Here is a 26639-nt window from a genome sequence, read left to right as displayed (position 1 = left end):
ATGTGTTTAAACATTAAAATTAATTATAATTAGTCTAAATAAGATTAAAATAGTTTCTTTGCGCAACATTACCATCACAAATTTATTATGCGCTATTTTTTACTACTCCTATGTTTGTTTAGCTGCTCACTCCCCCTCCAAGCGCAACAAACACCACAAGGTTCAATTTACGGAACCATCACCTCGCCCGATGGCGAAACCATACTTGGGGCAACCGTTACCATACAGGATCGCTCCAGATCAACAACCACTAACGCCAGCGGTACCTATGAATTAAAGCTTGAGCCCGGCGAGTACAAAGTGCTTTTCAGCTTTATAGGTTATGAAACCGCCGAGCAAACCGTTACTGTTGAAGCCGGCCTGCGTATAGAGCTTAATGTTAGTTTAAAGGCATCATCATACGCCTTACAATCCGTTGAGATAACCGGCCGTAAAGAGAGTGGTTATAAAAACACTACCTCATTTACTGGTACAAAAACAGCAACATCCATCAAGGAAACACCGCAAACCATAAGCTATGTTACCAAAGAAACCCTTGACGATCAGCTGGCCTTTAAAACCAGCGACGCGGTAAAAAACATCAGCGGTGTTAACCAGGCATCATACAACAATAACGATTTTATTTTGCGTGGTTTTAGGGCGAGTAATACGCTGATCAACGGTTTACGTATCTCCACACGTGGCTGGGCTCAAAACCTGTTGCCTTATGTTGAGCGTATCGAGGTTATAAAGGGCCCAGCCTCGGCCCTGTTTGCCAATACCGACCCGGGTGGAACCATCAACACCATCACCAAAAAACCGTTGGATGAAAACCGTCGTTCGGTAAACTTTACTACCGGTAGTTTTGATACTTACCGTACAAGTTTTGACTTTACCGGCCCGATGAATGATAAGAAAACCATTCTTTACCGTTTAAACCTTGCTTATCAAAACGCGGGTTCGTTCCGTATGTTGCAGGATGGCTGGGCAATGGTTATAGCGCCATCATTCTCATTTGTGCCGAATGAAAAAACACGCGTTAACTTCGACCTGGTTTACCAATACAACAAAGGCCGTTTAGATCGCGGTCAGCCTATATTTGGCGCCACCTCGGCAGCCGATCTGTACTCAACGCCGACCTCATTCGCGCTTGGTCGCCGTAACGATTACCAGAACGAGCTTAACCTATTCTCCACCATATCATTACAACATAAGTTTTCGGAGAATATCAGCTTCAACGCATCGTACCTAAAATCAATGTATGATGAGGACTTACTGGAGCACCGTACCTCGAACCGTTACGCAATGGACTCGGCAGGTGTAACCATACCTACGCTGATGGAGATGCAAACCATTCGCCGTTTACGTAAGAATTATGTAGATAACATTAGCACCTACTTCAACCTTAAATTTAACACCGGCGATTTCTCGCACCAGGTATTGGTAGGATATGATCGCATAAGCGAGCGTTTCCCGTTGGGTAACTCAACTTACAACGCGGGTGGTTATCTCAACGCGGCAGGCACTGGCACTATCAGTCGTTATGACCCGACACACCCTGAGCGTTACCAGTTCAGAAACGGCGTGCCGGTACCAAACGTACCGTATTTCAATCTGGCTAATCCTGATTATTCTATTTCCGAAATATCGCAGTACATCAATACATCGGCACAGGAAACTCCAAGCCGTTACTTTGTGAATGGTGTATATGTACAGGAGCAATTGAAATGGAAACAACTGCAAATGCTTTTAGGTTTCAGACAGGAGTTTTACACCGATCAGCTCAATTATACCAAGGCCGATCAGCGTAATGTGCAGCAAAAGGCCTTTATACCACGTGTGGGTTTAGTGTATACCCCTATTGAGCCGGTAAGTTTTTATGCTACGTATGTTGAGGGTTATCAGCCGCAATCAGCAGGTACCATTGGCGACCCGGCAACTTTTGGCGGTCCGTTTGATCCGCTGATCAGCAACATGGTTGAGGCCGGTGCTAAAATGGATTTCTTCCATAAAAACCTGTTCGTAACCACATCGGTATATCGTATTGTACAAAACAACATTTTGGTTAATGCTAATGCTGATGACAACCCGGATCTGTTACGCCAGATAGGTCAGCAGCAATCAAAAGGTATTGAACTTGAGGCTTATGGTAAAATACTGCCTAACTTTAGCATTACCGGTAACTTTGCCTACAACATTGCCAAAATAACCGAGAGCGATGACCCGGATGAAATAGGACAGCAAATGTTCAACGCCCCAAAAACACAGGGCAACCTTTGGATGCGTTACAACTTTGTAAGAGGTGCTCTTGATGGGTTCGGTATTGGTTTGGGTACTAACTATGCATCGGTACGTAATACTGATAACGAGGCTTTGAAATTGCCGGCTTATTGGGTGAGCAACGCGGCGGTTTATTATACTATTGACAGGTTTAAGCTGCAAGCTAACTTTAACAACGTATTTAATAAAACTTATTGGGTAGGTGGATTTGACTTTAACAGGTTATTCCCCGGCGCGCCACGTAATACAATGGTATCAATAGGTTATACTTTCTAATAACATACATTTCTATTTATACCAAAGGCTGATATTGATCAATATCAGCCTTTGGTTTTTAAAATGACCGGAACCAGGGCCTGCTGATCAACGGTGAAAATGCCCAGGGTATTGATGACAGGATAACCAACAGACCAATAGTAAACCATATGGCCTGGGTTTTGAATTTATCCTTATCAGTAAGCTTACGTTTGGCTTTTGATGAGCCGATGGCGATGAGTACAATACCGGTAAGCATCATGGTGATATGCTCCATCCCGAAAAAACGCAGATCGCGAATGTGCATAGCCTCTTTAAAATGCTGTAGAAAGTAGCTCACTATCGGGCTGATGAAATATAACCATAGCCCGATTAGCAGTTGCACATGCGCAATGGTGGCGGTAATATGCCTAACCGAATTATCAAACTTTGAATACGGTTTGTTACCCAGCCAGCCACGATATCCGCGGAAGATAGCGAACAACAAACTTATCAGTATCAGCCAGCGGGTTAAGGAGTGTAAGGCTAAAAGTGTGGCGTACATAAATTATTGGGCTTTACGTTTTAATGTGATCACTGCAATTTCGGGCCACATGCCAATGCGACCTTTGAGGCCCAAAAAGCCAAAGCCACGGTTTACGTACAGATACTTACCGGCTTGTTCATACAAGCCCGCCCATTGTTTGTACACATATTTTATAGGGCTCCATTTAAAGCCTAAAAACTCGATACCGAACTGCATGCCATGCGTATGCCCTGCCAGGGTTAAATGTATATGCTGATGATGGCCAAGTGTTACGGCATCCCAGTGTGATGGATCATGCGAGAGAAGGATATTGAAACTATTATCGGGTAACCCGGCGGTAGCCTTATCCAGATCGCCGTATTTATGAAAGCCGCCCTTGCCCCAGTTCTCTACCCCTACCAGGTTAATGGCTTGTCCGGCTTTTTCAATGCTGACAGATTGATTGAGCAATAATTTAAAGCCGATATCGGCATGTACCTGCTTTAAGCGAATAAGGTTATTGTGCTTATCGGTTTCACTATCCCAGCGCACATAATCGCCATAATCATGATTACCTAATACTGAAAATTTGCCGTATTGGGCTTTTAGTCCAGCAAAGGCCGGTATCCAGCGGTCCATCTCGGATGCTTTATTGTTTACCAGGTCGCCCGTGAACAGGATAACATCACTGGCTTGCGCATTGACCAGATCAAGCCCTTTTTGTACACCAGCCGCATTGCTAAAGCTGCCCGAATGGATATCAGATAATTGAGTAATGGTAAAGCCATCAAAAGCCTCGGGCAAATCAGGGAAATATAATGTTTCGCGACGAACACGATAGTAATGCTTGCCACGGGTAATGCCGAATACTACTACTAAAAATATAACCGCAGCTACAGCCATAGTAAGTTCGCTCACCCAAAATGCACGGGGTGGAAAGCCCCTGAAAAGGCGCGTAATATCCTCAACCAATAAAACCGGTAACGAGAATAGCCTCGGCACAAAGATGAGTAACATCAACGCCATTAAGCCGGTGATGATAAGCTGCGCGAACTTTTCGCCCCTGCGCAAAAAGAATAGTGAAGCAATACCGCCAATAATTATCAGATCGATGAGCCTGTAAGCCCAATGTATCAACGGGTTTTCGGTAAGTACCTTTACCGCCTGGAAGAAATAAACATCAGTAAATAACCACAGTATAAGTATGAGTGGAAGTCGTTTTGCCATTTAAAATGAAAATATAAATTGTTATTGAGGCAGACGACCGGCGCAGACAAATATTTTAATGGTTATTGGTTAATGATGATTTAATGACAAAAGCCTAAATTTTAAACTTAATTATAATCGCATTTATCGCCCATTTTATCGGTATTGCCTCCCCTATCATCACAAGCTGAATCAGATGCTGGTTCAGGTTGATACGGGCCGAAACCACCGTTATCCTCCGCTTGTTTTGCGTAAGGTTTACAAGCCGTATCGCCCATTTTGGTTAATGAGCCTGATGTTCGTTTTGATTCCTTGTAGCTTTTTTGTTTGGTTTCAACCAGGTTTACAGTGGCAAATCGCAGGAAGCCAAACAGGTTTCTCCACGGTCTTTGACCCTTGCCCTCGGTTGCGATAAAGGCATCAATGGCGGCTAACAATCTTGGCGCGGCAGGCGAATCAGCAGCTATACCAAACAAGGACAGTCGCGCGGCAGGGCTTTGCAGCTTTTCAGTTCTCAGCAACGCCAAAAACTGTTCTGCAAGTTTTGCATTAGGTATATCATCGCCAAACAGGAATAAAGAAACATCCTCCGGCCCTTTAAAACCTGAGCTTATTATAGCGTCAGAAAGGCTACTATCAATGCCAGGGCTCGCTGTACGGCCAAGCAATTCGCCACCTGCCTCCGGTTCGGGCAAGCTTGTACGTGAACCTACTTTTGATGACAGCAGACCATGCAAACGCTTAGCGCGAGAAAATGAAAGTTGCATATTAGGTTTGGGTTTATCCATATTATCCTCTGGTGAGGCATAACCTACTATGGAGCTTATACGTGCACCATCCTTTACCCGGCTTTCAACCTCGCCCAGCATTTGGGCTGATTGGGTTTTGAGGGTTGGCTCATTAGTATCATTCGCGGTATCAAGGCTAAAATAATACCGTAACGGACTATATTCATCTACATTATAAGTAACTTCTTCTTCGTAATCGCGCGGTTCAACATCTTCAATACATTCGTAAACTATCGGGCATTTACATTCGCGGCAGGTTTCTTTACTAACATCCTGCCCGGGTAAATTGCCTCCAAATGTTATAGTTGGCGTTGGGGTGCCCGTTACATCATTCACGCCAATTGTACCCCTGTAGCCATTTATATCCAAACCCACACTTGGGTCAACCTGTAATTTACCGGTATCAAGGCCTTTGGTTAAATCTACACCTGCACCGCCCTGTATTTTGTCGTTACCTACCCTTACGGTGGCTTTGCCCCCTACTTCGGGTTCAGAGCCGGTGTTTTTAGCGCTGCCTTCTACCGCAATATTCGCCCCAACACCTCCCGGTGCATTAGGTGCAATATTTATATTACCTTTTAAAGTTGCCTCGCCGGTTGTAAAGCTGCTGGGTTTTATATCACCTTCAAGCTTGGCAACTACACGCCCGCGGCAGTATACAATTGTAAAACCGGGATTAGGTTGATAACGCACTGAGGCACTCGATTTTGAAACACTACGTGACCGGCAAGTACACATGTAACGAATCACGGCTATCTTAACCTCATCCTCTCCCCGTTTACCTATCGGGATAAAGGTAGCCCTTGGTTGGGCACCCCGCTGTTGCGGCGATTTAAAATCGGGTTCTGATGTATCTGTAGCTGGTTCGGGCAAAGCCTGGCGCCTTAACGCGGGCGCAGCTCCTGTTTGTATTACCGGTTTGCTTGTGCCCTGAGTCACCTGTTCGGCTACAAGATCGGCCTCTGCTTCTTCGGGTGAATTCACTTCTCCTACGGTCAGCTTATTTTGAAGTTTTGTATTGCCTGCGGATGATTGCTGTATGGTATGCGTTAACTCATGCGCTATTAATTGCTTACCGGCTGTGGTATCGGGCGTAAATTGCCCCTGACCAAATACCACGTTATTGCCCACGGTATAAGCCCGCGCGTTTACTGATTGTGCTGATTCTGCCGCTACTGAATCAGTGTGGATACGAACATGACCAAAACTTTGTCTAAAACGCGATTCCATAAATGAAAGTGTACGATTATCAAGCGAATTCCCGGGCGATTGCAGTGTTTGGTTTACTTTTGAGAAAGATGGTTGCCCTACACCTCCGTTCTCTTTACGTTGCAAGCCTTGTTCTTCTTTCTCACACTCGGCACATTTGCGTTGAATATGCTTTTCTCCTTCCTCCTCCTTAGCGCATGCGGCGCATTTACGCTGAACAACGGCTTGTGTATGCGTATTTATCCAGGGGATTGTATCAGCACCTTTAACCACCTTTTCCGCTACGGCATCGGCTTCCTGCTCATATACATCGCCGGGTTGGTTTACTGTAAGCTTAGGCTGTATGCCATAACGCTGTATTGCTGACGTAACAGCAGCCGCATCACTGGCTTTATTGGGCACAAATGCCTTAGTACTATCGGCTTGGCTTTGTTGGTTACTAAATGCTTGCATAACGGATTAATTAGTAATTATGGTTACTGTGTACCCGGCAAAAAAGTAGTATCAGGCTTATAACAATGGTTTAAATCGGGAATAACTAAAAAAGCAGACAATTAGCTAACAAACAGCAAATTACCCTTTCTGCAATAAATATAAATGTAGCACATTAAATTCAAGATAAAGAAGAATATGATCGATATTTTCCGTCATATTCTTCTTTAGGCTGATCAGACACAAAAAATTATTTTGACTTACCCGATAACGGGATGAACCTTGCCGACAGATCAGGGTCGGCCATTGTTTTATCAAACGGGAACATCGGTCTGATTATACGCTTGTAAGGTAAATGCTCAATATCCTGATCAACGCCGCCCGGCGTTAAGGCCAGCAGCCAGTCGGCACGCATGGCATACAATTCAGGTTCCAGATAACCTATCTTAACAACCACAATATCGGCCTTGCGTGGGTTGAGGCCAAGGCGGGTAAAATCAATTTCTTTATGATAGGGCTTGCGCTTTTTGGTAACGATAACGTTTACGCTGCCAACTTTTACCACAACTTCAACCTCGGCATCCTTATCGCCATAAACAATGGATTCTACCGTACCTGTCAGTAATACCGGCGGAGCATAACGCGCATCAACGGCAGCGCCCGCCTTGCCGCTTACAGGATTGCCAACACCTGCCGCTATGGCCTTTTCAACCAGCTCCGGACCGGGTATGGATGCATAGATGAGCGACTGACCGTTGGCCGATTTAAACTCAGGCCGTTTTAATATTTCGGTCAACGTCCAGGTAGCATCACCTGCGCCGCCAGCCGTTGGGTTATCGCCCGAATCACTAATATAAAATGGATGTTTGGTACTTGTCACGGCCTTATCAAGGCAGTATTTCAGATCTCCGGTTGGGGCTACAAATGCGAACTCATCGCGCTTATCCCAAAAACTGCGGGCCAATTGCTCGGCAGTGGCCTTTACCTTTTGCTGATCATCACCCGTAACCATTACTACCGCGTGGTTGCGTGGTTCATCGGCCCAGGCGTAGCCAATCCAAATGGCGGCATCAATTATACCGGGTTGTATGGCCGCCGGTGCAACTTGCTGATAGATGCTTTTTCCGGGTTCAATACGGGTACTTGTTTTTTCGCCGGGTAGCAATATAGGTACAGGTATCCATGCCTTGTAAGCCGGTTTACCTTTGCCACTGTTTATACGATCGATCAGGTTTTTAACCGCGCGGGCTTTGGTTTGCATGGCATCCTCATGGGGTGCCATGCGGTAGCAGGTTATCAGGTCGGTATTTTGGGCCAAACGTTTTGAAACATTGCCATGCAGATCCATAGAGGTTGATATAATGGTTTTATAACCCACTACTTTACGAATGCGCTCGATGAAATCACCTTCCGGATCATCCAACCCAACAACACTCATGGCACCATGTATATCATAGTACAACCCATCATAAGGCAAATGCTTTTTCAGTGAATCGAGGGTTTTGTTCACTAAAGATTCATAAGCCTCGCGGGTAACCGCGCCACCCGGCAGCGATTTACCTACTACGGTTGGCACCCAGTTAGCTTGTTGGCACAATGTTGAATCGGCAGCCATGAAGGGATACCTTGAAAAAACATCGGCAGCATAGGTGGCATGAAAAGCAGCCTCATCTGTTAATGCAGGCGAAAACGTGCTCGATTCAATACCTAACCCGGCAATGGCTATTTTGGGGAGCTTTTGCGTTGAGGAATGCTTTTGGGGTAACGGATGTTTATGATCATTACGGGCAAAAAGTGATTCCGAAAAAAGAACTGTAAGGGCAATAACAACGCAAAGTTTCCGCATAGTAAATCAGTGTTTAAGTGTATTAAATCGCACATTATCTTACTAAAGCATAAGTTAGTAAAATCTTTTGAAAAGCAGCTTTTGCCATCATTATAACTTTGGGCATTCTATCTTTACAAAGTAATACAACATGCTTATATGCATATTATACCATCTTAACTCATGGCACAACACACTATCATAAAACACTTTACCGAACTTACCACAACCGAACTATACAACATTCTTAAGCTTAGAAGCGAAGTTTTTGTTGTGGAACAGAATTGCCCTTACCTTGATCCTGACGATAAAGATCAGCAATGCTATCACCTGATGCTGTATGTTGATAACCAATTGGCCGCGTACGCAAGGTTGTTACCCGCGGGTGTATCCTACAATGAAGTATCAATAGGCCGTGTGGTGACCTCACCCCAATTTCGTGGCCAGGGACTGGGCGAAAAGCTGATGACTACCACCATTAATGCCTGTTATGAAAAGTTCGGTCGATCCCCCATACGCATTGGCGCTCAGCTTTACCTCTTAAAATTTTACAGGTCGCTTAGTTTTGAGGAGGTTGGCGAACCATATGATGAGGACGGTATACCGCATATTGAAATGGTGAAACCGGTTTAGGGTGTACCTATGTAGGCACACTGTAAATATCTGTAACAGTACACTACAATTCAAGATATTTTGACAGCTTTGCCCCGATGAATAATCAGACAGGCGAAAAACAAAGCCATATAAAATATTACACAGCAGGCATAGTCGCTTTCGCTATCTGGGGTTTCTTCAGCTTTGTGCTGAAGCCATTGCACGCTTATGCCTCGTTAGATATTTTGTTTTACCGGGTGTTTTTATGCACTGCCATAATGCTTGTTATAGCTATTACAGCAAAGCGCCGCGTACTTGCCGAGAACATACAGCATTTCAAATCGCTACCTGCATCCGAGAAAAGAAACAACCTTATGCTGAATATTGGTGGTGGTATCTTTTTAACGGGTAACTGGTTCTTCTTTATTTATGTGATGAACCACATCAGCATCAAGGCTACATCGCTGGCTTACCTTGTATGCCCCATACTCACCACATTGCTCGCTTTTGTATTTTTAAAGGAGAAGCTGAACAGGTTGCAATGGGCAGCCATACTACTCAGCGCGGCAGGTTGCTTGCTGCTATCGCTGGGGCATTTAATGGATATGGTATTCAGCATGATCGTGGCCTTATCATACGCTTTGTACCTCGTTAGTCAGCGGCGTAATGTAGGGTTCGATAAAACTTTGGTACTCACCTTTCATTTCCTGGTATCGGCATTGCTGCTGTTGCCACTTTATCCATTTTTTAGCGAGGCATTACCAACAAGCATGGAGTTTTATATATACATCGGCATCATATCAGTGTTGTTTACCATCATCCCGTTGTTTTTAAACCTGTATGCTTTGAAAGTTCTTACCTCATCAACGGTAGGTATGCTGCTCAATATCAATCCTATCATCGGGTTTATTATTGCCGTAACAGTATTTAAAGAGCATATTGACCAGCTACAGATTATCGCTTATAGCATCATCTTTATCTCGGTGATCATATTCAATATTCGCCCACGGCTAAGAAAACAACAGCCGGAACAGTATTAATGTCCCGGCTATCGCAAGTTATTTTTGATAGATATTGATCACAACCGGCCCAAATAATCCTGAGGTCTGCAATTTTGAGGTTGGTTTATATGGGTTGTATGATAACCATGTTTTTCTTTGATCCTGGGGCAAAGCCGCATCCCCTATCAGCCTGTTAACCCAGGTGTTGGTTACCGTTATCTCGATGGTATTTTGGCCACGTTTTAAAGCTTTGCTTATCTCTACACGGTAAGGCGCTGTCCATGCGCTGCCCACATCCTGACCGTTTACTTTTACCTTAGCCACAGCCGTTAGTTTATCCAGATCGAGGTACGCGGCCTGGCCGGGTTTAACGGCATCAACTTTTAACATTTTGGTGTATACCGCAGCGCCTGAATAATACTTTACTGAATCATTTGCTGACTCTGCCCAATTAGTAAGGCTATTAAAAGTTAGCGGCTTTTTAGGGCCACGTTGCGCTTCATCAAATTTAACTGTCCACGCTCCGGCTACCGGTATGCTTTTTATTGGCGCCGGGAAGTTTTTAGCTGTAGCTACAGGAGCCGCGCCTGCCTGTTTTTTGAATACGATGAACACGCTCTCATTAACATCTAACTCAAGCGGAACGCTGGTATATCCATTTTTCGCGATATACTCAACCAGATCCGTTTGGGCACCTGTTACTGCCTGCCATAGCTCCGGCGCTTTACCGCTTACATGAAACTCGGGTTTTATGCTGATACGCCCGGTGGATTGATTGGTTAAAAAGTAAACATCACCATCAGCCAGTTTGCGGTGCAGAAAGGCTACGGAATCTGTACCCAATTTTACATCAGGTTCAGTTTTCAGGCCATTAAGTGCCGATCGCAAGTCTTTACCGTTGATCACCATACCTTTACCGTAGGGGCGCATCAGTGAATCGGTTTGCCCGGTTCCCCATAACTCATCAGCCAGGGCTTTTACCTTGTCATCGGCAGCCGGATAGCCTGCTAAACTTGGCGAACGTAACGGCTTTGGCCCGAAAACCACACCGCCATTCTTTACCAGCTCGGCTATTTTTTGCAAAAGCTCCGGTCGTATAGTTTCCAGTTTGGGGAGTACAAGTACTTTGTAGCTCATACCGTCGGGCAGGGTGTAACGGCCATCATTTACCGCAAAACGGTGCATGATCACCTCGCCGTTCACATAATCAAAGGAGTAACCTTTTGGTAAGGCCGGAGATTGTATACCGGTCATTTTCGGGGCATCTTCACCTATAAAGTAAGCTATATCCGCTACGTATAAGCCTTGTTGCAGCAGGTAGTTCGTACGTTTAAGGTATTTTATAAAACCGCCCATTTCATAGTACCAGGTATTGTGCCTGTTAAATTCACTGCCAAAACCGGTATTAATTCCAGGCACTTTATCCTCTGATGGCTGGGTTATGTATACATGCAACAGGGTGTTATTGATACCTTCGGCAAAAAAGCGATCACCGCGTTGCTTCATAAGCGCAGGGTAACGTACATAAGTTCCGCCACCTGCCGTGAATGATTCGGCTGATACCTTTCGTTTACCATAAATGTGCGCCGATGATGAAGCCGCCCGGTTTTCAATATTACCCAGATCGCCCTCATTCCAAAACTCACCGCCTATTTCGTCAGACTGCCCGCCGTACTGCAAAAACTCACCGGGAAAGCCCCAATGCCCGTAATTTTCCAACCAGGTGATTAACCCATGCTGATGGCTTACCTCACGTAAACCAGCCACGTATTTGTGCGCCACGTTATCAGCCACCAGGCGGCGTACATCCCACAAAAACCGATCAGACCGATCCTGGCTGCCAACCACTGTGCCCTTGAACACAGGCAAGTATGGAACCGGGTCATAATTATATTTATCCTTGAACTCCGCTATAAAATCATCACTCCAGTTTTGGCCGCCGGTTTCATAGCTATCCTGCACGGTTACTTTCCACGATTTTCGGTCTGCCGCCGGTATGCGTTTCATTATCTCGCCCAGGTAGCTGTCAAAATGGTAAGCCGCGTGTTTCTTGCTCATTTTATCAACCTCAAGGCCCGTACCCGCCGGTGATGCCGGTGAATTGGTTACCAAAGTTGAGGTCATGCCTGTACGCATGATCAGCCAGTTACCTTTTGGTGCTTTCCAGCGCAGCATGCCACTGGTATCCATGTTCGCTGAAATATCGATCACCTTATCGGGCGAAACAACGTATCCGCTGTTATCAGCCGCCGCTTGTACCGGCCATTGATATTCATTCCAGTAAGGCAAAGGTGTAGGGAACATTTTTGCCAGTACCTTTTCAGGATAACGCTCCACTTTTGGTATGGGCGATAATTCAATACCTGCTATACCACTCCCCTCGTTATAACCATTAAATACCAGCCTGAACTTTTTTGACTTTACGGTTTTGAATGATACTATTATCGGCGCGTAGGGATCAAAGCCCACGTTCAGCGCATCGTTCTGCCTGTCAATATTACACTCTTTTATTGTTTGATAGCTATTGTTTACATAGGCCTGCAATGTAGTTTTGGCAAATGTCGCGTGCTTAGGTGGATAAATGGTCAGGCTTTGCATAGACTGCTCTGCTTGAAAGGTCAATTCTATTTCCTGCTTGCCACTTTTATCAAACACTATGTCCTTACTATTCCCATCAACCAACAGATCGTTTATACCATTTATAGCGGGCGAAGCTGTTAATGTGGGTTTTACTGCAATTGCAGCATCGGGTATAGGATAAGTGATCAGCCGCTGATCCTGAAATTGGTTAGTGGGTTTAGGCAGTATCATATCTAACTGCTTACCACCCTTAACCTTTGTTTGCGAAGCTGTTAAATAGCGCATGGATTGCTCCGGCTTTATCCACGGGCCGCCCGATTGGCTCCAGCCCGGGCTATTGAACAAACCGATATCTATATTAAGTTCAGTAGCTGTTTTCAGAGCCGTATGCAAAATATCCCACCACTCATCAGTAAATATTTTAACCTTACCATAGGGTGTTTCCTGCTGGGACAGGCCGATGTTGCCAATGAATGCCCTGTTGATACCCATTTTCTTCATGGAATGCAGGTCTTTTATCACCCCTTCTTTCGAGATATTATCTGATATCCAATACCAATAAACACTGGTTTGGATGGTATCGGGCGCGGTAGTGAAGATGGCACCAATTTCATTAAACGATGGTTCGCTACGCTGTTGGGCTGTAGCATTTAATGAAATTAAAGATACACTTGCACCGGTCAGTATTTTGTAGAAAAGATTCATAGGATAGCTTTTAAACCTTTGCGTTTATAATTCCTTAAAAATAGATTATAAATCGATTAAACAAAGCCTCATTTGAAAGATTCTCTCTGCTAAGCATTTCAACCAGTATACTTTCGGCCTTACATTTTGCTCCAAAATGTTTCCAGATTCCCTGGCTATCCTTGCCTAAAAAATTTCCATGTATATTATTCTTTTCATCATAGCCATTATATCCTTTGGCATCAGTGCTATTTGCGGTGGCGGTGCGAGTTTTATACTGTTGCCTGCGCTTGGTTTGTTGTTGCCGGGGTTGCAAGTTCCGGCGGCATTATCAATTGGTACCGCCGTGAGCAGTGTTTCACGCATTATGGTTTTCAAAAAACATGTACGCTGGGATATCGTAGCCTGGTTTGTACCTCCTGCCCTGCCGGCGGTATGGCTTGGGGCTAAATTGCTCAGCAACATTAATCCGGTTTTGCTGGAGTTCCTGATCGGGCTATTTCTGGTGGTTAATCTCCCGCTTATCTTCCGCAAGGAGAAAAAATCATCAGGCCGAAACCCCAAATGGGTATTGCTGCTGATAGGCGTTGGCACCGGGTTTATCTCCGGTTTAACAGGTGCAGTCGGACTGCTTTTCAATAGGTTTTACCTCACTTACGGCCTCAGTAAAGAGGAAATTATTGCCACACGGGCGGCTAACGAGTTACTGCTCCATCTCATCAAGATCGTGCTATACGGCATGTTCGGTTTACTGACCGCGCAGGCATTGGGGGCAGGTTTCGCACTATCGGCAGCGGCTATAATATCGGCCTGGTTAATGAAACGTTTGCTGAAGTATATTTCAGAAAATGGTTTCAGGCGCACCGGTTTTATTGCAATGGTGCTTTCAGGTATTATCATGCTGGTTAATTCAGGGTATACGCTTTATAATAAGGAGAATGTGCGGTTATCCATGCAAAAGTTAGACAAAGGCATGGAAACCAAACTAAACTGGAAAAAGCGGAGCTTTACGCTTGAGTTTACCTTTGATGACGGATTTGAGGCTGAGAAAGCGATACGCTTTAATAATCTGCCAGCCGACAAACAAGTACGGGTTAAAGAACTACAGCAAACCGGCAAACTTGTGTTGCTTGAGGTAGTTTATGGTTGGGGACGAACATCGTACGAGGCCTATTTTATCAAAGATAGTCGCCTTATTGTTCATGATCTTTAACCCCGTCAAATTACAGGATCATCATCAACGAGCCTCCGATAATTAAACAGGCCGCTATGCCGTGTTTAACGGTAAGTGGTTCTTTTAAAAAGATCACCGAAAAAATGATAACAAGCGCCACACTCAATTTATCAATAGGCGCAACCTGGCTTACTTTACCCAATTGCAAGGCCTTGAAATAACATATCCACGATAACCCGGTAGCGGCGCCGGATAACGTAAGGAATAACCAATTCACCCTGGTCATACTGCCAATGGCGGATATTTCTCCTTTAAACAATGCGATACCCCAGGCCAGTACCAAAACAACCGTGGTACGAATGGCCGTAGCCAAATCAGTATTTACTCCGCTGATACCCACTTTGGCCAAAATGGCCGTTAACGCGGCAAACACCGCGGACAGGAGTGCATATATCCACCACATAACTTTTTTTAATTTAGATGTTCAGATTTTCTCCAAAATTACAACCTAAATTTGGAGAAAATCTGGAATGAAACTGCTTGTTATAGAAGACGAAAAGGCCTTGCGGGAAAGTATCGGCGATTACTTTGCCGATGAGGGCAGCATTTGCGAAATGGCGCACGATCACGCATCGGCAATGGTAAAGGTAAATCTCTACAGGTACGACTGCATTGTTCTGGATATTAACCTGCCCGATGGTAGCGGCCTCGATATACTCCGGCATTTAAAAAAAGAAAGACTGAGCGACGGAATTCTCATCATATCAGCACGAAACTCACTGGATGACCGCCTGACAGGGCTTGATCTGGGTGCTGATGATTATTTAACCAAACCATTCCATCTGTCCGAGTTGCGTTCGCGCGTGGCGGCGATAGTAAGAAGAAAAGCCTTTGACGGCAATAATGAGCTTAGTTTTAATGAAATAGATATTGATTTGCTGGGCAAGGAGGTTAAAATAAACAACACTCCCCTAAAGCTTACCCGTAAGGAGTATGCCCTGCTGCTTTACTTTATCACTAACAAAAACAAGGTGGTTTCAAAAAACGCCATTGCCGAACATTTGTGGGGCGATAGCATGGATGTGGCCGATAACTTCGATTTTATTTACTCACATATCAAAAATCTGCGTAAAAAAATGCTTGAAGCGGGCGGACATGATTATATTCAGGCGGCCTACGGCCTCGGATATAAATTTACAGCGATATGAAACTGCTGACTCGCTATAACCGGCTAACCATTATGGTTACCATCATGATAATGGTGGTTGCCGCTGTAGTTTACTATTTTACCATAACGCTGGTACTATCAAAACAGGTAGATAAAGCCCTGATAGTGGAAGAAAATGAGGTGCAGGAATATGTAGCGGTAAATAATGCTCTACCACACATATTTACCACCAACCATCAATCCGTAACATTTACTAAAACAGCCAATAAATTACCACGAGCCATACGTGATACCGTTTACCAGGAGCTTAAAGGTAACGAGATTGAACCGGCCAGGGTATTGTACACCAACGTACAGGTTGCCGGGCAAAATTACCTGGTAACGGTTATACAATCAACAGTGGAAACCGAGGACCTGCTTAAGTTGATATTCGGCATCACCTCGGGATTGATATTCACACTATTGGCGGCTTTATTTTTTATTAACAGGTTCATTCTATCCAGCATCTGGCAGCCTTTTTATGTTTTTTTAAATCAATTGAAAGGCTTTAAAGTTGCCGAGAACACAGGCATTCCGGCTATAGCTTCAAACATTGATGAGTTCAGGGAATTAGATTCGGCTGTGAGTATTATGGCAGCAAGAGTTAAGGATGATTACCATACCCTGAAAACTTTTACCGAAAATGCATCGCACGAGTTAATGACGCCTATTTCCATCATGAATTCAAAGCTGGATAGTTTTGTGCAAACCGGTGAGTTTACTGATAACCAAAGTAAGATACTGAATGATGTTTATGGCTCATTGAACCGGCTTACACGCCTCAACAAAGCAATGCTGCTATTGGTAAAAATAGAGAACGGTCTTATTAACGATGAAAAGGAAATAAACCTGAAAAAGTTGACAGCCGATACGATTACGCAATTTGAGGAGTTGACCGATAATCTTAACATCGAAATATCTTCTGATCTGCATGACCATACCATCAAAGCCAACCTGCCGCTTATGGAGATACTGCTTAATAACCTAATTGGCAACGCCATAAGACACAATAAAACTGATGGACAAGTAAGTGTAAGTCTTGACAAAAAGGCCTTGCGTGTAATTAACACCGGTGATAACAAGGCGCTGATATCGCAGGATATTTTTCAGCGTTTTCATAAAGCTTCAGCTTCTGAGGGTACAGGGCTGGGGCTCACCATCAGTCAGCAGATATGCGATAACTATGGCTTTAAGCTCTCCTACTCATTTGAGGATGGCAGGCATCAGTTTACCATATTGTTTTAGGTAGATAGCGAAATATCACTCTGCGTTAGCCAATATTTTAGCCAGCAGGGTTTTTAATTGCATGGCTTCATCCCAGGTTATACCTATATCACTAAGGCGTTGCTGCATACGGGGTACTTCGGCTTTTAATGCTTTTCCCTTTTCGGTGAGGCATATTACAATACTCCGCTCATCAACGGCTGATCGTTCTCGGGTTATTAATTTAAGCTCCTGCATGCGTTTTAATAAAGGCGTTAAGGTGTTTGATTGCAGCATCAGCTTACCGGCAAGCCACGACAGGTTAACACCATCATTCTCCCAAAGTACCATCAACACCAAATATTGCGGATAAGTTATCTCCAACTCATCAAGCACAGGCTGGTAGCACTTGGTTACCGTGCGCGATGCAGCGTACAAATGGAAACAAAGCTGGTTTTCCAGCTTCATCATATCAATGGGTTCGGTTTTTTTGCTCATGTTTTCGCTCTACTTAAACACAATATACAAAGCGCCCGCAAACAACGGACGCTTTGTATAAAAAATTCAATTAGGCTACCTCTAACTCAACATCAATATTACCACGGGTAGCGTTCGAGTACGGACAAACCTGGTGAGCACGCTCAACCAATTGCAAGGCCTGCTCTTTTTCAATACCCGGTATAGTTACTGTTAGCTTCACTTCTAATTGAAAAGCGCCACCTTCTATCTGGCCTATACCTACAGTAGCCTTAACTGATGTAGCTGATTCCGGTTTTATTTTGGCCTGACCTAATACCAGGTTGAGCGCACTATCAAAACAAGCGGCATAACCCGATGCAAATAATTGTTCGGGGTTAGTATAGCCTGCGCCATTTCCGCCTAACTCTTTAGGCATACGTACTTCCAATTCTAACACACCATCTTCGCTGGTTACTTTACCATTACGGCCACCTACCGCGGTGGCGCTGGTTTCATACAATGTTTTCATAAATTAAATCGCTTAAGATTATATCGTTTACGATACAAATATATAAACTGTTTTTAACACCTAAGTATGATCACAGATAATTTATATTCAGATGACGAATGGAGCAGTGAGTATCCGGAATAATGGCTTGGTTAATTTACAAACCACAATATTCCTAAACGGGTTATTTTAATAGCAAATAGGAATTGCTTTACTAAAACATTCTAAAAAATATCTCCGTAGAAAGCAGTATCTAAGTTTAACTTTATGGTGAAAATTGTTATTTCAGCCCTGGTGGTTGTGAATGCAATGGTGATACTTTCTAAGAGCTATATCCCAAACAGAAAGTAATTATCATTGCCAAAGAATTTTAAGCGGGTACATTAGCATGCCCGCTTATTTTTTTAAAGAACTTTTCAAGCCCCTACTCACCTATAATGTATGGCCCCTTCCTGTTCCACCCTATTTTAAGGTTTGACAGGTACCAGGTTTTACCCTTATCATCATTCCCCTGATAGAACAGGTAGGTATCGCCGTTATCATCTTCATAAATACAAGGATGGCCGGACTCGCTGCTGTTCCAGCTTCCGGGTCTTCCATTAGCCAGAAAGGGTTTATCGGATAGGCGTTTCCATTTAACACCATCGCTACTTACCGCAACACCAATTTGTTGGGGCATGTTATTGTATGAGCCTGCATAAAACATATACAGTTTATTGTTGCGTTTGATGATGCTTGCACCCTCAATACATTTACCCTCCCAGGCCAATTCAGGCTCGAGTATGGAGTTGTTGCTGGCCTGTTGCCAGTCATCCTTTTTAAAATTTGTTGATGATGGCGCCACGGCTACACCCTGTTTTTGAATCTCACCAGCCTTATCACGGGTGGCGAAATATAGAAAGTAGCGATCTTTGTACTGATATATCTCAGCATCTATGGCCCGGCCATTTGTCCAGTCGCCTGTTGGGAAGAATATTGGATTGGTTTCGTCGCGTGTAAAGTTCACCCCATCGGCCGACCATGCATGGCACAGCGCATCCTTCGGTCCGTTTCCGTACGTTTGGTAAAACAGGTGTACCTTCCCTCCTCTTAGTATGGCACCGGGTGCGCAAAGTCCGCGCTGTTCGTAAGCGGCTTGAGGCTTTATTTCGGCTATCTTTTTCCAGTTATACAGATCGCTGCTTTCGGCTATACCAATGTTCCATCCCTGCATACCATCATTTTTGTTCTGGAACATTTGCTTGGAGTAGTACATCAGGTATCGCCCCTTAAACTTAACCACAACCGGATCTTTAGCTATGAAAATATCATTGCCCGATGTATCGGTGAAATACATTTTGGGCTTGCTTTGCGCGGATACATTCAGCGAAATAGTCGCTAAAAATAATATCAGGATCAATTGTTTCATAGGTTTGTTTTTGGTAGATGAATATGAGTTTAGCGATGTAAAATCCGTTCATATACTTTCACATCAATATATCTCTATTTGACCTTTACATAGGTTTCAATAATTTCCCTGTTGATATTCAAACTATCAATTTTTTCAATTCCTTTTTGTACCAACGTATCTCCATTGAACTTCACGTTGAAAACAAAATCCCTGCCTTCCCAATCACGGTAATTTAAATACGCCAAATGTTCGGTGTAAGTATCGCCTTTAAAATCATAAGTACCGCCACCGGCAGTATAGGCTACATTTTTGCCCTTACCCTTTTGCAGATCGTGCCTTAAAAAAGCGAAGTGCGTGGCGTTCAATATCTTTATCATTTCCTGTCCCTCAACAGGATAATCCTTCACTGTATCACCTTTAGTAATTGTTAAGGCTGATACTAATTTCCAGGTACCAACAATTTGCGAGGTTTCAGTGGCTGTATCTTTTGCCGGTTTTTTATCGGCACAGGCTGATAATAATATTGAAACCGATAGTAGAGAAGCGATTAATTTCATTGGTTTATATGGTTATATGTTAAAAACAATAGGCCAAAAGTAATTATTACTTCCGGCCTATCGTTTTTTATTGACTCTTAAAAAGAGCTAAGCAATCTGTTTACTTACTGTTCAGTTTATCTGCCAGCATTTTCATATAGAAGCCACCTATTACACTGCGTGCTTTAAAATTGTCGCGTATGCCGGTGTTTGAATCGTAAAAATCATTCAACGGTACGCGCGATTGTGTTTCGAGCGCATGTCTGTAAACCGGAGTTACCAAAGCCTCAAACTCTGCACGGGTTGGGGCAAATGTAGCGGTCCATAATATCCAGTCGTTTTTAGTGTATGCCTTTCTGCTATCCAGCGGTATACCAAATTTATTTTGCTTAGTTAAGTAATACTTGGTTTCGGTATCATATATCTTTTGCGGAAACAAGTTTAGTTTTAACACCTTATCCCATACCAGGTTATATTTTTGGCTCCAGGTATTCTTGTCGTCAAAGGTAAGCGCGTAATGGTCGCCTGCCTCTGCCATTTCCATCCATTTAGGCACCATGCCCTCGGCAATAGCACGATATTTTTTAGCCGTTTCGGTTTCGCCTAATGCTTCGGCTATTTGTGCATAGCAGGCAATACCTACTATTGCCTTAACTGATAAGTTGGCATTACGCGCCAAGTGACCGGCAAAGTCATCCGTACATAACTGTGTTTTTGGGTCAAGACCTTCCTTTACCAAATAATCAACCCAAAGAGTAAGGGTTTTCCAGTGCTTTTTAGCGAACTCCGCATTACCTTGAGCTTTAGTAATAGCAGCGGTAAGTATGATCATATTGCCTGATTCTTCAACCGGCATAGGCTCACCATAAGTTTGGCCGTTAGCTTTAGGATAGGTACCCAGATCGTGCGCCGCCCAAGGGTGCGGGTATTTACCGCTCTCGCTAAAGTAAAATATACCGTTAAGCATACCTTGCAGCAGTTCCGGTTTGTAAATAAGGTATAATGGTGCGGATGGATAAGTTACGTCAACCGTGTTAATAAAACCACCGCTGTTATTTTCTTTAGACAACCACAGTATCTCACCATCCGGACTTTTCACCAATGTATGTGCCGCGATGCTTTGGCGATAAGCCAGTACACACAGGTGCGCGTACTCTTTACCACCTGATTTTAACGCATCAGCGTAAACCTCTTTGTTAAAGGCAGCACACTGTTGCATAACTGTTTTATAATCGGCAGCGGCATTGGTTAACTGGCCTTCAATGGTTTCTTTACCTGAGTTATTCCACCACGGCCTTAAATTGGTATTGAAGTATTGAATGGCGTATATTTCATCATAACCCAACTCCACAAAGCGCTCAACCGGTGCTTTACCAACCGAACCGAAAGGCACCACTGTATTTAATGAAAGTGATTTACCTTTAGCTATTGTTGATACTGACGATCCTTTTCTGAATGCATCCGCAGCCTGCCCTGCTGTTGTAATAAATTGTGTAGCGCCACTGGCTTTAGGTGCAGCTACATAGAAGTAGCCCCAATCAATACGCATATCGTCGGCGCCTTTTTGTAGTATAGGCTGCTCAACGGTTCCGGTTTTCAGGATAGATAATTTATCGGTAGCATATTTTTTAGCGGTTACCTCCTGCGATGGCCTGAACACCGCGATGTTTGACGAAGCACCCAAAAATACTTTTACCACGTGCGATTTACCATCATTAGCTTGCACGCTGTAAGTAATGTATGATACCGGGCGCGACAATAAAGCCAGATCCTTCATCAATAAAGGCGAGGTAAATATAAGTTTCAGATCAACCTTACCGGCGGTGAAATTGTAGATGGTTTGTGTAGCAGTAACTTCCACATCCTTTTGCTGAGCCAGTTGTACTTTGGCAGCGCTTGCATTTTCTTTATCAACCAAACCAAAATCAAGGAAACGGCCACCGGCGGTATTCAGCAGGTGAATAGCGATGATGTTTTTACCCGCTTTCAATTCGCTTTTGCTGATCGGGAAGTATTGGAAAGTGTTTGTCCAGCCAGCCTTTTCATATACCTTTTTACCGTTCAGGAAAACCTCCACGTTATCATCGTGGTTCATTTTCAGTAACAGATCATTAATACTTGCTGGATTGGCAATATTGAACGCTCTGCGAACCCATATATCATGCGATTTCCAGAGTGTTTTAACATTGTTAGCATCATCACCAATTGGTGCCGAGCCCGATTTCCAGCCAGTGGCGGCATAATCTGCCGATGTCCAATCACCTTGTGGTTCGGTTTCGGTATAGTTAACGGTGTATGGTGTTTCGTCTGATGTACCCAGAATCATTTTGTAGTTGGCTTCCTCTTTACCCATAAAACGGTAAATGTTACCATCAACATTGATGAGGCCTAAAAGCGAATGATCGGCATCGGTCCAGTGTTTGGTAGTTGACGCGTTCAGGTCATCAGTTTGCGACCATATACTAAAATTAGGATTATGTGTAATAAGCGGATAAGCGGGCGCTTTTCGCTCTTGCGCGTTAACCTGACCGGCCGAAAACAAAATGGCAAGCAAGCCCAGAAATTTAAATTTGTAAAATTGGTTCATATTCAATAAATCTTTGATGATAGACGGCCTAAAAATACGATACCTAATGCTTTAAAAAACAACATATAGTATCAAGGTTTCGCCTATTTGTATCACATATTGATTTTTGAATCAATTTGGTTCTGTTTTTGACAGGAAATTTAAGACTTCATGAAAATTGCATATTAAATCATTTTAGCTAAAGCGATAGTAAAGTGATGCGATCATCTATCATTCACCCATAGCATATTTTATAGCGCCGAGCAAGTGTTGCTGAAAAAGCGGCTCCTGAAAAGACTCATTAGTATGCCCAAGCGAGGTGTAAATAGCCCGTCCCCCATCATAACTATGATACCACGCCATTGGATGATCGGCACCGTGATCTCCGCCGGTGTAAGTACTCTCATCAATGGTTAACAATACATTCAGATCGGTAGCGTTCCAGGTAAAATTATGCCATTCATCAAACCGTTCCCATCGCTCGGGCAGGTGACGGGTTGATATGTGATCACCATCTTTAACTTCAAGAGTAGCATCCTGCAACTCAGGGTGATTTTTAAAATAGGCACCTACTAACTTTCCGTACCAGGGCCAATCGTATTCGGTATCGGTAGCCGAATGGATGCCCACAAACCCGCCTCCGGCTTTAATATATGATTCAAACGCGCCTTGCTGATCATTATTAAGCACATTACCTGTGGTACTTAAAAATATTACGGCGGCATAGTTTTTAAGATTTGACGCCGTGAACATTTGCGCATTGGTGGTGGTATCTACATCAAAATTATTTTGTACACCAAGCGTTTGTATCGCGCTTATTCCCGCCGGAATGGAGGCATGTCTGAACTCAGTGGTTTTACTGAAAACCAATACTTTACTTTTAATTTCCACAACATCATCTTTTTTATCTGAGCAGCCGGTTACAGCCAGACAAATCAATGTCGTCAATAATATCGATCCTAAAATATGCCTTAACTTATTTGATATATACATACCTGATTTCTATTTAATGAGCCTCCGAAATAACAAATACAATTGGTGCTGAATTATTTAACACTCAGCATCATTGATTGTTCTGATGATACTTGTTCGCTCCTGCCATAAAAAGAAAAAGTCCTTTGGAGCACTCGCTGACCCAAAGGACTACTATTGATTAAAAACTGGGTTGATCAAACCAGTTAAATCTATTCAATTATCATGCTCAAGCATCAATTTAGGGCGAACAATAAAGGCACATTAACATTGATTTGATAGTGAATTTTATCACACATAAGGTATCACTATACTCACCATAACTTTGTGATAATGAAAGCTGTTTCATACTTTTAAAAACATTTACCTATACGCTGATGATAAAACACTTTCTACTTTTTACAGCGATCGCCTTTAGTTTCTATACTACACAAGCACAATCTGTAAAAACAACTAAAAATGCACACAAGCCAAACATCATAGTTATTATGGCCGATGATATGGGCTTTTCGGACATTGGTTGTTATGGCGGCGAGATACCTACACCTAATATTGATGAGCTGGCCCAAAAAGGCGTGCGCATGAAACAGTTTTACAACAACGCCCGTTGCTTCCCTACCCGTGCCAGTTTGCTCACCGGTTTGCACCCACACCAGGCGGGCATCGGTAGAATGAGTGAGGACCCGGAAAGCAACATCAAAGAGCATGACGAGGGTGTTGACGGCTACCGTGGTTACCTGAGCAAAAACACCGTTACCATTGCCGAGGTGCTTAAGACAGCCGGGTATCATACCTATATGTCGGGCAAGTGGCATGTGGGTATGCACGGTAAATGGAAATGGCCCATGCAACGGGGTTTTGATCAGTTTTATGGGATGTTGGAGGGCGCTTCGAGTTACTTTCACCCCTTTGCGCCACGTGGTATTACGGATGGTAATGGCGATATGCAATTTGAGTTTCCGGATGATTATTATACTACGGATGCCTTCACTACCAGGGCCATCAGCTTTATTAATGAGCAAAAAGACAGTAAACCTTTCTTTTTATACTTAGCCTACAACGCGCCACACTGGCCGCTGCAAGCTAAAAAAGAAGACATTGCCTTGTTCATCGAAAAATATAAGGTTGGCTGGGATTCAATTAAACACGAGCGCCTGCGCAAGCAAATACAAATGGGGCTTACCAAGCCCGAGTGGGGAACCGCGCAAAGCGAAATGCGCCCCTGGAATGAGTTAACGCAGGAGGAAAAGGACAAGGTATCGTACCGTATGGCAGTATATGCCGCGCAGGTATACCGTATGGATCAAAATATTGGCAGGCTGTTAAAAGAACTGAAAGCTAAAAAGCAGTTTGATAATACGCTGATCGTCTTTCTATCAGACAATGGCGGCTGTGCCGAACCTTACAAGGAGCTTGGCGGCGGAAAGATGGAGGAGATCAACGATCCGCTGAAATATGGCGCCATATCATACGGAACAGGTTGGGCCAATACATCAAACACTCCCTTTAAAAAGTGGAAAAATCAAACCTATGAGGGTGGTATGGCCGCTCCGTTTATTGCCTGCTGGCCTAACGGACTAAAAGGTCGTGAAGGTAAATGGACCAATACCCCCTATCATGTAATTGATATGCTGCCTACCTTTTTAGAGCTGGCCGGTGCAGATTATCCTAAAACTTACAACGGCAATGCTATCATCCCTAATGAGGGCATCAGCATGTTACCGGCATGGAAAACCGGCAGCGGTAAATTGCACGATTATTTTTATTGGGAACACGAGGAAAACTGCGCCATAAGGCACGGCAAATGGAAAGGAGTAAAACGCCTGCCTGACGGCGCATGGGAATTATATGATCTGGAACAGGATCGCACTGAAAGATATGATATAGCCGCCCAGCATAAGGACGTGGTTAAAGACCTCGACGAGAAATGGCAACAATGGGCCGATACGCACAAAGTGTTCCCGAAGGGTACTATATATTATAAACGCTTTGGCAATAAAACGGGTAGGTAGAAAACATAGAGCCCCGGCTTAAAACAGCTTATTAGCATGGCCGTGTTACTACTAATTGTCAGTATTTCGCTTTCATCGAATGTTATTAGTAGGTATTCCCAAATACGGGAAAAATATTGCGGTATATTCTTATTAAGAATATACCGTAACTTTATTATAACCAACCAATTAAATTCCTAAATACCATGAAAGCAAAATTCATTTACCCTGCTATGCTTTTGCTATTGGTTACACTGCTAACCAACTGTAAAAAAAACTCACCTGAGTTGAATGATGAACTGGCCGGTTCAAACAATTTAAACGTTAACGCCGTAACGCCCAATACCATTACTACCATTGCCGGCAGTAATAATGCGGGTTACCAAAATGGTACCGGCGCTAATGCTCGCTTTAACGGCGCGTGGGGCATTCAATATGCCGATGGCGTTATTTACGTGGCCGACAAACAGAATCACAAAATACGTAAGGTTACCACACAAGGCGTAGTAACTACATTAGATGTGCCTAAAGCCGGTGCCTCGCCACTTTTTGAGCCAGAGTATGTATACGTAAACAAAGCAGGTGTAGTAAGCATTTTACATACCTGGGTTGAAGAAGGCTTTAGCGAAGCGCGCATTTATAAACCTGATGGCACACTTGATATTGCCATAGCAAATTTTTATGCTATTTACGGCTCATTGGCTAAAGATCCTTATAATGACTATGCGTGGATTGGGATGAACGGCCGCATAGTTAAATTTTTGGCGAACCCTGAACATGATTATATTGGTATTGATCAGGCAATATTTACCAGTGGCTCTTTAGAATACCCGGAAAGCGAACAACGCCACACAAACATCACTGCACTTGCTGTTGGGTATAATCGTGTGTTTTACTTTGCGTACGACGATCACTTGTATAGTTTTGCCAATGGAGGCAAATTACAGCGCATTTACAGCAATCTTAACCTGGGCAAAATAACCAGCATTATACTTAATCGCGATAGCCGCACCATGTACATTGCTGCCGATGGCTACATAAAACGTATTGACAGCGGTAAACTAACCATAATAGCCGGCCCTAACGGTACAAATAGCGGTAACGATGGTGTTGGTCGCCAGGCGGATGTTTACGCCCGATCATTAGCAATGGGTAAAACCGAGAACGAGATATACTTTTCAAACGGTAGTTCTATCCGTAAAATACAATTCAAATAATTTGAATTATAGATAATAAAAAGCACCTGCGTTCTATATATACACAGGTGCTTTTATGTATATATCCTCACAAAATAG

The 26639-nt window shown here is 43.7% G+C and carries 20 protein-coding genes; 8 read left to right on the top strand and 12 right to left on the bottom strand.

The annotated features are described in order from the left end of the window. The first annotated feature begins 87 nt into the window (after positions 1 to 87). Entirely contained in the window at positions 88 to 2535 is a 2448-nt protein-coding gene (locus IM792_RS03455) for a TonB-dependent receptor (RefSeq protein WP_194100300.1), read from the top strand. 58 nt (positions 2536 to 2593) lie between these two features. Here the strand turns inward: IM792_RS03455 and IM792_RS03450 are convergent, their stop codons facing one another. From IM792_RS03450 to IM792_RS03435, 4 genes are all read right to left on the bottom strand, one after another. Further along, entirely contained in the window at positions 2594 to 3058 is a 465-nt protein-coding gene (locus tag IM792_RS03450; protein ID WP_194100298.1) for a hypothetical protein, read from the bottom strand. Positions 3059 to 3061: 3 nt separating this feature from the next. Continuing rightward, positions 3062 to 4246: a metallophosphoesterase gene (locus IM792_RS03445; protein ID WP_194100296.1), complete on the bottom strand. Its 1185-nt coding sequence runs from the start codon at positions 4244 to 4246 to the stop codon at positions 3062 to 3064. Positions 4247 to 4353: 107 nt separating this feature from the next. Then, positions 4354 to 6675 carry a DUF4157 domain-containing protein gene (locus IM792_RS03440; protein ID WP_194100295.1) on the bottom strand — a complete coding sequence of 774 codons (2322 nt, stop codon included), beginning with the start codon at positions 6673 to 6675 and terminating at the stop codon, positions 4354 to 4356. A gap of 229 nt (positions 6676 to 6904) precedes the next feature. Next, positions 6905 to 8500 carry a M81 family metallopeptidase gene (locus IM792_RS03435; RefSeq protein ID WP_194100293.1) on the bottom strand — a complete coding sequence of 532 codons (1596 nt, stop codon included), beginning with the start codon at positions 8498 to 8500 and terminating at the stop codon, positions 6905 to 6907. A gap of 162 nt (positions 8501 to 8662) precedes the next feature. Here IM792_RS03435 and IM792_RS03430 point away from each other — a divergent pair, with 162 nt between their 5' ends. Together IM792_RS03430 and IM792_RS03425 are read left to right on the top strand one after the other, a co-directional pair. Beyond that, positions 8663 to 9112, top strand: a complete 450-nt coding sequence (locus IM792_RS03430) for a GNAT family N-acetyltransferase (protein WP_194100291.1) — start codon at positions 8663 to 8665, stop codon at positions 9110 to 9112. A 77-nt stretch (positions 9113 to 9189) separates the two neighbouring features. Then, a complete protein-coding gene (locus tag IM792_RS03425; protein ID WP_194100290.1) occupies positions 9190 to 10113 on the top strand; it encodes an EamA family transporter in 924 nt (307 codons plus the stop codon). 18 nt (positions 10114 to 10131) lie between these two features. On the opposite strand, the gene IM792_RS03420 is transcribed toward IM792_RS03425, so the two are convergent. Further along, entirely contained in the window at positions 10132 to 13359 is a 3228-nt protein-coding gene (locus IM792_RS03420; protein ID WP_194100288.1) for a glycosyl hydrolase, read from the bottom strand. A gap of 178 nt (positions 13360 to 13537) precedes the next feature. Between IM792_RS03420 and IM792_RS03415 the strand changes: the two genes are divergently transcribed. After that, positions 13538 to 14551 carry a sulfite exporter TauE/SafE family protein gene (locus tag IM792_RS03415; protein WP_194100286.1) on the top strand — a complete coding sequence of 338 codons (1014 nt, stop codon included), beginning with the start codon at positions 13538 to 13540 and terminating at the stop codon, positions 14549 to 14551. Between the two features lie 10 nt (positions 14552 to 14561). On the opposite strand, the gene IM792_RS03410 is transcribed toward IM792_RS03415, so the two are convergent. Next, positions 14562 to 14975: an EamA family transporter gene (locus IM792_RS03410; protein WP_194100284.1), complete on the bottom strand. Its 414-nt coding sequence runs from the start codon at positions 14973 to 14975 to the stop codon at positions 14562 to 14564. Positions 14976 to 15042: 67 nt separating this feature from the next. Between IM792_RS03410 and IM792_RS03405 the strand changes: the two genes are divergently transcribed. Continuing rightward, complete coding sequence (locus IM792_RS03405) at positions 15043 to 15720, top strand: response regulator transcription factor (protein ID WP_194100283.1); 678 nt, start codon at positions 15043 to 15045, stop codon at positions 15718 to 15720. Beyond that, positions 15717 to 16964, top strand: a complete 1248-nt coding sequence (locus tag IM792_RS03400; RefSeq protein ID WP_194100281.1) for a HAMP domain-containing sensor histidine kinase — start codon at positions 15717 to 15719, stop codon at positions 16962 to 16964. Before IM792_RS03405 ends, IM792_RS03400 begins: the two co-directional genes overlap by 4 nt. 15 nt (positions 16965 to 16979) lie before the next feature. Here IM792_RS03400 and IM792_RS03395 read toward each other — a convergent pair whose 3' ends face one another. The 6 genes from IM792_RS03395 to IM792_RS03370 form a co-directional block, all read right to left on the bottom strand. Then, the gene (locus IM792_RS03395; RefSeq protein WP_194100279.1) at positions 16980 to 17420 is read right to left on the bottom strand and encodes a MarR family transcriptional regulator; all 441 of its coding nucleotides are present in this window, start codon (positions 17418 to 17420) and stop codon (positions 16980 to 16982) included. Between the two features lie 70 nt (positions 17421 to 17490). Then, the gene (locus IM792_RS03390; RefSeq protein WP_194100278.1) at positions 17491 to 17910 is read right to left on the bottom strand and encodes an organic hydroperoxide resistance protein; all 420 of its coding nucleotides are present in this window, start codon (positions 17908 to 17910) and stop codon (positions 17491 to 17493) included. A gap of 403 nt (positions 17911 to 18313) precedes the next feature. Continuing rightward, on the bottom strand, positions 18314 to 19297 hold the full coding sequence (locus IM792_RS03385) for a family 43 glycosylhydrolase (RefSeq protein ID WP_194100276.1): 984 nt from the start codon (positions 19295 to 19297) through the stop codon (positions 18314 to 18316). Between the two features lie 74 nt (positions 19298 to 19371). Beyond that, on the bottom strand, positions 19372 to 19836 hold the full coding sequence (locus tag IM792_RS03380; RefSeq protein ID WP_194100274.1) for a lipocalin-like domain-containing protein: 465 nt from the start codon (positions 19834 to 19836) through the stop codon (positions 19372 to 19374). A 100-nt stretch (positions 19837 to 19936) separates the two neighbouring features. Beyond that, entirely contained in the window at positions 19937 to 22402 is a 2466-nt protein-coding gene (locus IM792_RS03375; RefSeq protein ID WP_194100273.1) for a glutaminase family protein, read from the bottom strand. A 210-nt stretch (positions 22403 to 22612) separates the two neighbouring features. Beyond that, a complete protein-coding gene (locus tag IM792_RS03370; protein ID WP_347343790.1) occupies positions 22613 to 23272 on the bottom strand; it encodes a ThuA domain-containing protein in 660 nt (219 codons plus the stop codon). A 458-nt stretch (positions 23273 to 23730) separates the two neighbouring features. Between IM792_RS03370 and IM792_RS03365 the strand changes: the two genes are divergently transcribed. After that, positions 23731 to 25365: an arylsulfatase gene (locus IM792_RS03365; RefSeq protein WP_194100270.1), complete on the top strand. Its 1635-nt coding sequence runs from the start codon at positions 23731 to 23733 to the stop codon at positions 25363 to 25365. Positions 25366 to 25550: 185 nt separating this feature from the next. Then, entirely contained in the window at positions 25551 to 26561 is a 1011-nt protein-coding gene (locus IM792_RS03360; RefSeq protein ID WP_194100268.1) for a hypothetical protein, read from the top strand. The last annotated feature ends 78 nt before the right edge of the window (positions 26562 to 26639 follow it).

Source organism: Mucilaginibacter sp. JRF (assembly GCF_015223065.1).
Classification (GTDB): Bacteria; Bacteroidota; Bacteroidia; order Sphingobacteriales; family Sphingobacteriaceae; genus Mucilaginibacter.
The sequence above is the reverse complement of the archived record's forward strand: the minus strand, read 5'-3'. Positions and strand labels throughout refer to the sequence as shown.